The sequence below is a fragment of the Sphingomonas sp. genome, assembly GCF_035490575.1.
In the GTDB taxonomy this organism is placed as follows: domain Bacteria; phylum Pseudomonadota; class Alphaproteobacteria; order Sphingomonadales; family Sphingomonadaceae; genus Sphingomonas.
On the sequence record NZ_DATJLI010000082.1, the window covers coordinates 1 to 6,751 of the forward strand.

General features: G+C 65.7%; 5 protein-coding genes. 1 reads left to right on the plus strand and 4 read right to left on the minus strand.

Features of this window, described 5'->3' with window-relative positions:
• The 4 genes from VL973_RS06445 to VL973_RS06460 all read right to left on the minus strand — a co-directional run.
• Positions 1-456 (minus strand): ATP-binding cassette domain-containing protein (locus tag VL973_RS06445; protein ID WP_325283205.1); only part of this gene is annotated, 456 nt, incomplete at its 3' end.
• Between the two features lie 141 nt (positions 457-597).
• Complete coding sequence (metK, locus tag VL973_RS06450) at positions 598-1,782, minus strand: methionine adenosyltransferase (RefSeq protein ID WP_325283206.1); 1,185 nt, start codon at positions 1,780-1,782, stop codon at positions 598-600.
• 69 nt (positions 1,783-1,851) lie between these two features.
• Positions 1,852-3,426 (minus strand): apolipoprotein N-acyltransferase, encoded by a 1,575-nt coding sequence (lnt, locus tag VL973_RS06455; RefSeq protein WP_325283207.1) that lies wholly within the window; start codon positions 3,424-3,426, stop codon positions 1,852-1,854.
• The gene (locus tag VL973_RS06460) at positions 3,423-5,525 is read right to left on the minus strand and encodes a S9 family peptidase (protein WP_325283208.1); all 2,103 of its coding nucleotides are present in this window, start codon (positions 5,523-5,525) and stop codon (positions 3,423-3,425) included. Before VL973_RS06460 ends, lnt begins: the two co-directional genes overlap by 4 nt.
• 98 nt (positions 5,526-5,623) lie before the next feature.
• On the opposite strand from VL973_RS06460, the gene VL973_RS06465 reads away from it, so the two are divergent.
• Positions 5,624-6,751: aminopeptidase P family N-terminal domain-containing protein (locus VL973_RS06465; RefSeq protein ID WP_325283209.1), on the plus strand; the 1,128-nt coding region annotated here is incomplete at its 3' end.

A 6,751-nucleotide genomic window follows, 5' to 3' on the forward strand; every position in this document is an offset into this window, starting at 1 on the left:
GGCGGGCGCGTCGCGCAGCCGCGTCAGGCCGAATTCTTCAAGCAGCCGGTCGAGCTTGGCGGCGCGCGCCGACTTGTCCGGCTCCGCCAGCTCCAGCACGGCAAGGATGTTCTTCTCGACCGTCAGCCCGCGAAAGATCGACGTTTCCTGCGGCAGATAGCCCAGGCCCAGGATCGCGCGGCGATACATGGGCAGCGCGGTGATATCCTCACCATCCAGCATGATGCGGCCCGAATCGGGCTTCACCAGCCCCATCACCGAATAGAAGCTGGTCGTCTTGCCCGCGCCATTGGGACCCAGCAGCCCGACCACTTCGCCGCGTGCCACGTTCAGCGACACGTCGGTCAACACCACGCGCTTGTCATACGCCTTGGCGATCGAGACGACGGCCAGGCCGGTGTCGCTCGGCGCCTCGACGATCGGCGGGGTGGCTTCGATCGTGCTGAGGTCGTCCATCTGCTCGCTTGTCCCGGTTGGAGGGCGCCCTTTTCGCGCCTTTGTCGATGGTTGGCAAGGTTCGTGCATATCCGGCGCGGCGCGGCCACGAAAAAAGGGGCCGGTCGCCCGGCCCCTCCATCGTCTTGCACGGCGATGCGATTAGCCGAGTTCGGCCTTGAGCGCGTCGACCAGGTCGGTGCGCTCCCAGGTGAACAGGTCGCCGTCGGGCTTGCGACCGAAATGGCCATAGGCCGCGGTCGGCAGATAGATCGCCTTGTTCATGCCCAGATGCGTGCGGATGCCCTTGGGCGTCAGGCGCACCAGCTTGGGCAGCACCGCCTCGATCTTTGCCTCGTCCACCGTGCCGGTGCCATGCGTGTCGACATATAGCGACAGCGGCTCGGCAATCCCGATCGCATAGGACAACTGGATGGTGCAACGCTTGGCCAGCCCGGCCGCGACGACGTTCTTCGCCAGATAGCGGCTGATATACGCGGCCGAACGGTCGACCTTGGTCGGGTCCTTGCCCGAAAACGCGCCGCCGCCATGGGGCGATGCGCCGCCATAGGTGTCGACGATGATCTTGCGCCCGGTCAGGCCCGCGTCACCGTCCGGGCCGCCGATTTCGAACAGGCCGGTCGGGTTGACATAGATGTGCGACGCATCGGCGGGCAGCCAGCCGTTCGGCAGCACGTCCTCGAACACGCTCATCACATAATCGCGCAGCCGCTTCTGGCCGGCGTCGTTCGACAGCGACTTGGTATGCTGCGTCGACACGACCAGCGCGGTCGCGCCCGTCGGCACGCCGTTTTCATACTTCAGCGTCACCTGGCTCTTGGCGTCGGGTTCGAGGAAGTCGACGACGCGCGCATGGCGGTCGGCGGCCATCTTTTCGAGGATGCGGTGCGAGTAATACAGCGTGGCCGGCATCAGATCGGGCGTTTCGTCGCAGGCAAAGCCGAACATGATGCCCTGGTCACCGGCACCTTCGTCCTTGTTGCCGCTTTCATCGACACCCTGAGCGATATGCGCCGACTGGCCGTGCAGGTGGCACGCAAACTCGGCGGTCTGCCAGTGGAAGCCGTGCTGTTCGTAACCGATGCGGCGCACGGTATCGCGCGCGGCCTGCTCGATTTCGGCCAGGCTGGGGAACACATCCTCGCTGGCGCGGACTTCGCCGGCCAGCACGATGCGCTGGGTCGTCACCATCGTCTCGCACGCCACGCGCGCGACGGGATCGCGCGACAGGAAGAGGTCGACGACGGCATCGGAAATCTGGTCGGCAACCTTGTCGGGGTGGCCTTCGGACACCGATTCGGAGGTGAAGAGATAATTGTCGCGCATGGTTTCCCCGTCACTTCGCCCCGGCCGAAGACGGGACTTCAACATATAAAGCTATGGTTATATCCAGCCCTAACGCGCCAGGCGGCGAATGGCAATCGCCGTGCCCAGCATCAGCAGGGCGACAATCGCCGTCATCGCATTGCCCATGCGCGCGAACAGCGTCGGCGGCAGCGGCGCGGGGATCGGCACTTCGACCGCGCCCGCCCGGTCCATGCCGATCGACGCGACCACCCTGCCGCGCGCGTCGATCACCGCCGAAATGCCGGTGGGGGTGGATCGGATGACGGGCAACCCCTCCTCGATCGCGCGCAGCCGCGCCTGAGCCAGATGTTCGGGCGGCCCCCACGCGCCAAACCAGCCGTCGTTCGAGGGATTGAAGATCATGTCGGGGCGATCGGCGCGGTCGACGACTTCGCCGGAAAAGATGATTTCGTAGCAGACCTGCATTCCGATTTGGCCGAAACCCGGCACGTCCAGCGTTCGCGGTCCCGGCCCCGGCAGATAATCGATCTCGCCCGCCACCAGCCGCGACAGGCCGATCCGCGAAAGGATCGGCCGCATCGGCAGATATTCACCGTAAGGCACCAGATGCGCCTTGTCATAGCGCTGCTCACCCAGCCGCCCGGCCGGGTCGATGGTGAAGATGCTGTTGCCCGCGCCCGCAACCTGGCCGTCCGCGTCGAACTCGATCGCGGTCGCGCCGACCAGCGCCATGTCGCGCGGGCCGAGCAGCGCGGCGATGCGGCCGCGCGTCACCGGTGCCGTGCCCTTCCAATACCAATCCTGCGGATAACCATCCTCAAGATAGTAATTCACCGCACCTTCGGGCCAGACGATCAGGCGCGGGTGGCGCTGGGGCGTGCCCGAATGGTCGATCATCGCCTGCAGGATGCGGGGGTCGTAATCGCCGTCCTGCATCGCGCCCTGCCCGACATTGGGCTGGACGACGCGGACATGCGGCGTATCGGGACCGACCCGCCCCGGCACCGGCCGGGCCGAGGCGAAAATACCGGCCAGCAACAGCCCCGCCACTGCGACCGCCGGCATTCGCCAGCGCTGCCAGCCCACCAGCAGCATCAGCGCACCCGCGACCGCCACGGTAATGCCCGACAGCGCATAGGTGCCGACAAATGCCGCGAGCCGTGCGACGCTGATGAGCGGAAGCCAGATGACGCCGATCGGGTTCCAGGCATAGCCCGTGAACATCGTCGCACGCAGCCATTCGGTCGCGATCCAGGCGGCGGCGAAGACCAGCACATAGCTGCCCCCCGGCGCCGTTCGGGCATCGCCCGCCGCGCGCGGCGACGCCAGCCGCCACGCCAGCCCCGCCGCCATCGCCGGATAGATGGCCAGGTATAGCGCCAGCAGCACCACCGCCAGATAACCCAGCGAAGCCGGCATCTTGTCCTGATAATCGAAGGCGTGCTGGATCCAGTTGTTGCCGATGGTGAAATGGGCAACCCCGAACACCCAGCCGCGCAGCAGCGCCGCCTTCAACCCCGGCGCCTCATGCACCAGCCACATCAGCAGCGCGAGCGCGGCGAGCGTGACGGGGAACAGCTCAAGCGGCGCGAACCCCGTCGCCGACAGCGCACCGGCGATCAGCAGCACCGCATAGGGGCGCCGGGCAAGCATCGCGATCATTCGCCTTGCTCGACCCCCAATTGCCACAGGACAAAGGCGTTTTCCTCCGCCGCTTCCTTCAGGCTTTCCCAGCGACCCGACTTGCCGCCATGACCCGCGCCCATTTGCGTCTTGAGCACGAGCACATTGTCGTCGGTCTTCATCGCGCGCAGCTTCGCGGCGAACTTGGCCGGCTCCCAATAGGTCACGCGCGGATCGTTCAGCCCGCCGCCGATCCACATCGCGGGATAATCCTGCGCCTTCACATTGTCATAGGGGGAATAGGACCGGATCAGCTCGAACGCGGCCTTGTCCTCGATCGGGTTGCCCCATTCGGGCCATTCGCCCGGCGTCAGCGGCAGGGTGGCGTCCATCATCGTGTTCAGCACATCGACGAACGGCACATCGACCACCGCTACCTGCCACAATTCGGGATTGGAATTGACCACCGCGCCCATCAATTCACCACCGGCCGAGCGCCCGGCAATGGCGATGTTACCGGGTGACGTGAAGCCCAACTCGATCAGCCCCCTGGCCACATCGACGAAATCGTTGAAGCTGTTGGTCCGCTTGTCCAGCTTGCCGTCCAGATACCATTGTTGGCCCAGGTCATCGCCGCCCCGGATATGCGCGATGGCAAAGGCGACACCCCGGTCGAGGAAGCTCATCCGGCTGGTCGAAAACCCCGGCGGCACGGCATAGCCATAGGCGCCATAGGCATAGAGATACAGCTTGCCCGACCCGTCACGCGGGAACCCGGCGGGATAGACGATCGAACACGGCACCTCCGTCCCGTCGCGCGCGGTGATCTTCACACGTTCGGTCGCATATTTCGCGGGGTCGTAGCCCGACGGGATTTCCTGAACCTTCAGCACCTCAAGCGCGCCGGTGGCGACATCATAGTCATAGACCGTGCCCGGCGTGACCATCGATTCATAGCCCAGGCGCAGCGTCTGCACCGCATATTCGGGATTGTCGCCCAGTCCCGCGACATAGCTTGCCTCGGGGAAGCCAATCCGCGTCGGCGCGCCGCCGTCGTAACGGTGCAGCTCGACCTGATCGAGACCGTCCTCCCGCCCCTCGATCACGAAGAAGTCCTGATAACACTCCACGCCGGTCATGTAGAACTGGCGGCTGGGGGCGATCCGTTCCTCCCATTCGCCCGAATTGTCGAGCGTGGCCGTCACCAGCCGGAAATTGGGGTCGGTGTCGTTGGTGTGGATGAACAGCGTGCCGTCATGCTCGTCCACATCATATTCGCGGCCCACCTTGCGCGGGGACACGCACAGCAGCGGTGCGGTCACATCGTCGGCCGGCAGCAGATGGACTTCGCTGGTCTGATGATCGCCCGATGCGATCGCAATCCATTTTCGGCTGCTGAGCAGTTCGACGCCGACCGAAAAGCCCTCATCCTCCTCGAAATAGATAACGCGGTCCTCGCTGGACGGCGTGCCGAGCCGGTGGAACTTGATGGTCCGGGTGCGCCAATGCTCGTCGGTCAGGCCGTAAAGCAGTCCGGTGGCGTCGGCGTTGAACACGATGTTCCCGATCGTCCCCTCGATCGACACATCGCCCCATTTGCCCCGGGCATCCGGCACGTCGTCGGCCAGCAGCCTGCCGCTCGACAAATCCTTGAACCGGATGGTGTAGCGCTCCGACCCGTTGTCATCGGTGGCATAGGCAAGGATGTTGCCGTCCTCGCTGATCGTCAGCGCACCCAGGCGGAAATATTCCTTCCCCGCCGCCAGCGCCGGTTCGTCGAGGATCAGCTCGTCCGCCCCGCCGCCGACGGGCTTGCGCCACCAGCGGCGATATTCGCCGCCTTCCTCGAAATCGGACCAGTAGAGCCAGTCGCCATCCTTTTGCGGGACGGTGGCCTCGTCCTCCTTGATGCGGCCACGCATTTCCTTGAACAATCGGTCGGACAGCGGCTTCAGCGGCGCCATCACCGCGTCGTGATACGCATTCTCGGCCTCGAGATAATCCAGCACGTCCTTGTCGGTGACACTCGGATACCCCGCATCGCGCAGCCACGCATAGGGGTCCTCGATCATATGGCCATGGGCGGTGAAGCTGTGCGGACGCTGGGCCGCGACGGGCGGCTGGGGAAGATCGTTCATGCCCGCCACATAGCGGCGGCGAAGCCGGTCGGTAAGACCCGCCGCCTCGACTTGGGGGCCGCGGATCGCGATAATGGCGAAAAAGGAGATTTCCCCCGATGCCCATCCATGCCGACCGGCTCACCGCCCTTCGCGAACAGCTCAAGCGCCAGTCGCTCGACGGCTATGTCGTGCCGCTGACCGACGAGCATATGTCCGAATATGTCGGCGCCTATGCCCAGCGGCTGGCATGGCTGACCGGGTTCGAAGGGTCGGCGGGCAATGCCGTCGTGCTGGCGGACAAGGCCGCGATCTTCACCGACGGGCGCTATACGATCCAGGTGCGCGAACAGGTATCGGGCGACCATTGGGATTATGTCGCCGTGCCCGCCACCAGCGTGTCCGAATGGCTGGCCGAACAGGTTCAGGACGGCGCCCGCATCGGCTATGACCCGTGGCTGCACACGCGCGGCTGGGTCGATGAAGCACGCGCGGCGCTGGCGGAACAGGGTGCCGAGCTGGTCCCCGAACCGTCCAATCCGATCGACGCGATCTGGACCGACCGCCCTGCGCCGTCGCCCGCGACGCTCAGCGCTTATCCCGACAATCTGGCGGGACGCAGCGCCGCCGACAAGCGCGCGGAAATCGCCCAGTGGCTTGAGAGGCACCGCGCCGATGCGGTGGTCCTGTCGGCGCTCGATTCGATCGCCTGGGCGTTCAACATTCGCGGCGCCGATGTCGAAAACACGCCGGTCGCGCTTTCCTTCGCCATCGTCCATGCCGATGCGACCGCCGACCTGTTCGTCGCGCCGGAAAAACTGACCGACGACGTGCGCCGCCATCTGGGCAACGCCGTGCGCCTGCACCCGCGCCTTGCCTTTGCCGATGCGCTGGGCGGTTATGCGGGCAAGCGGGTGGTCGCCGATCCGGCGGGATCGGTCGCGGCGATTTTCGACGCGCTGGACGCGGGCGGGGCCAGGGTGGTGGCGGTGCGCGATCCGGTCGTGCTGGCCAAGGCGATCAAGAACCCTGCCGAAATCGCGGGGCATGAAGCCGCCCAATTGCGTGACGCGGGCGCGATGGTGCGTTTCCTGAAGTGGATCGAACAGGCGGGGCCTGCCGGCGGCCAGACCGAATTGTCGGCGGCGGCAAAGCTGCGCGAATGCCGGGAAGCGACCGGCGTTCTGCGCGACCAGTCCTTCTCGACCATTTCGGCGACCGGTCCGCACGGTGCGATCCCGCATTAC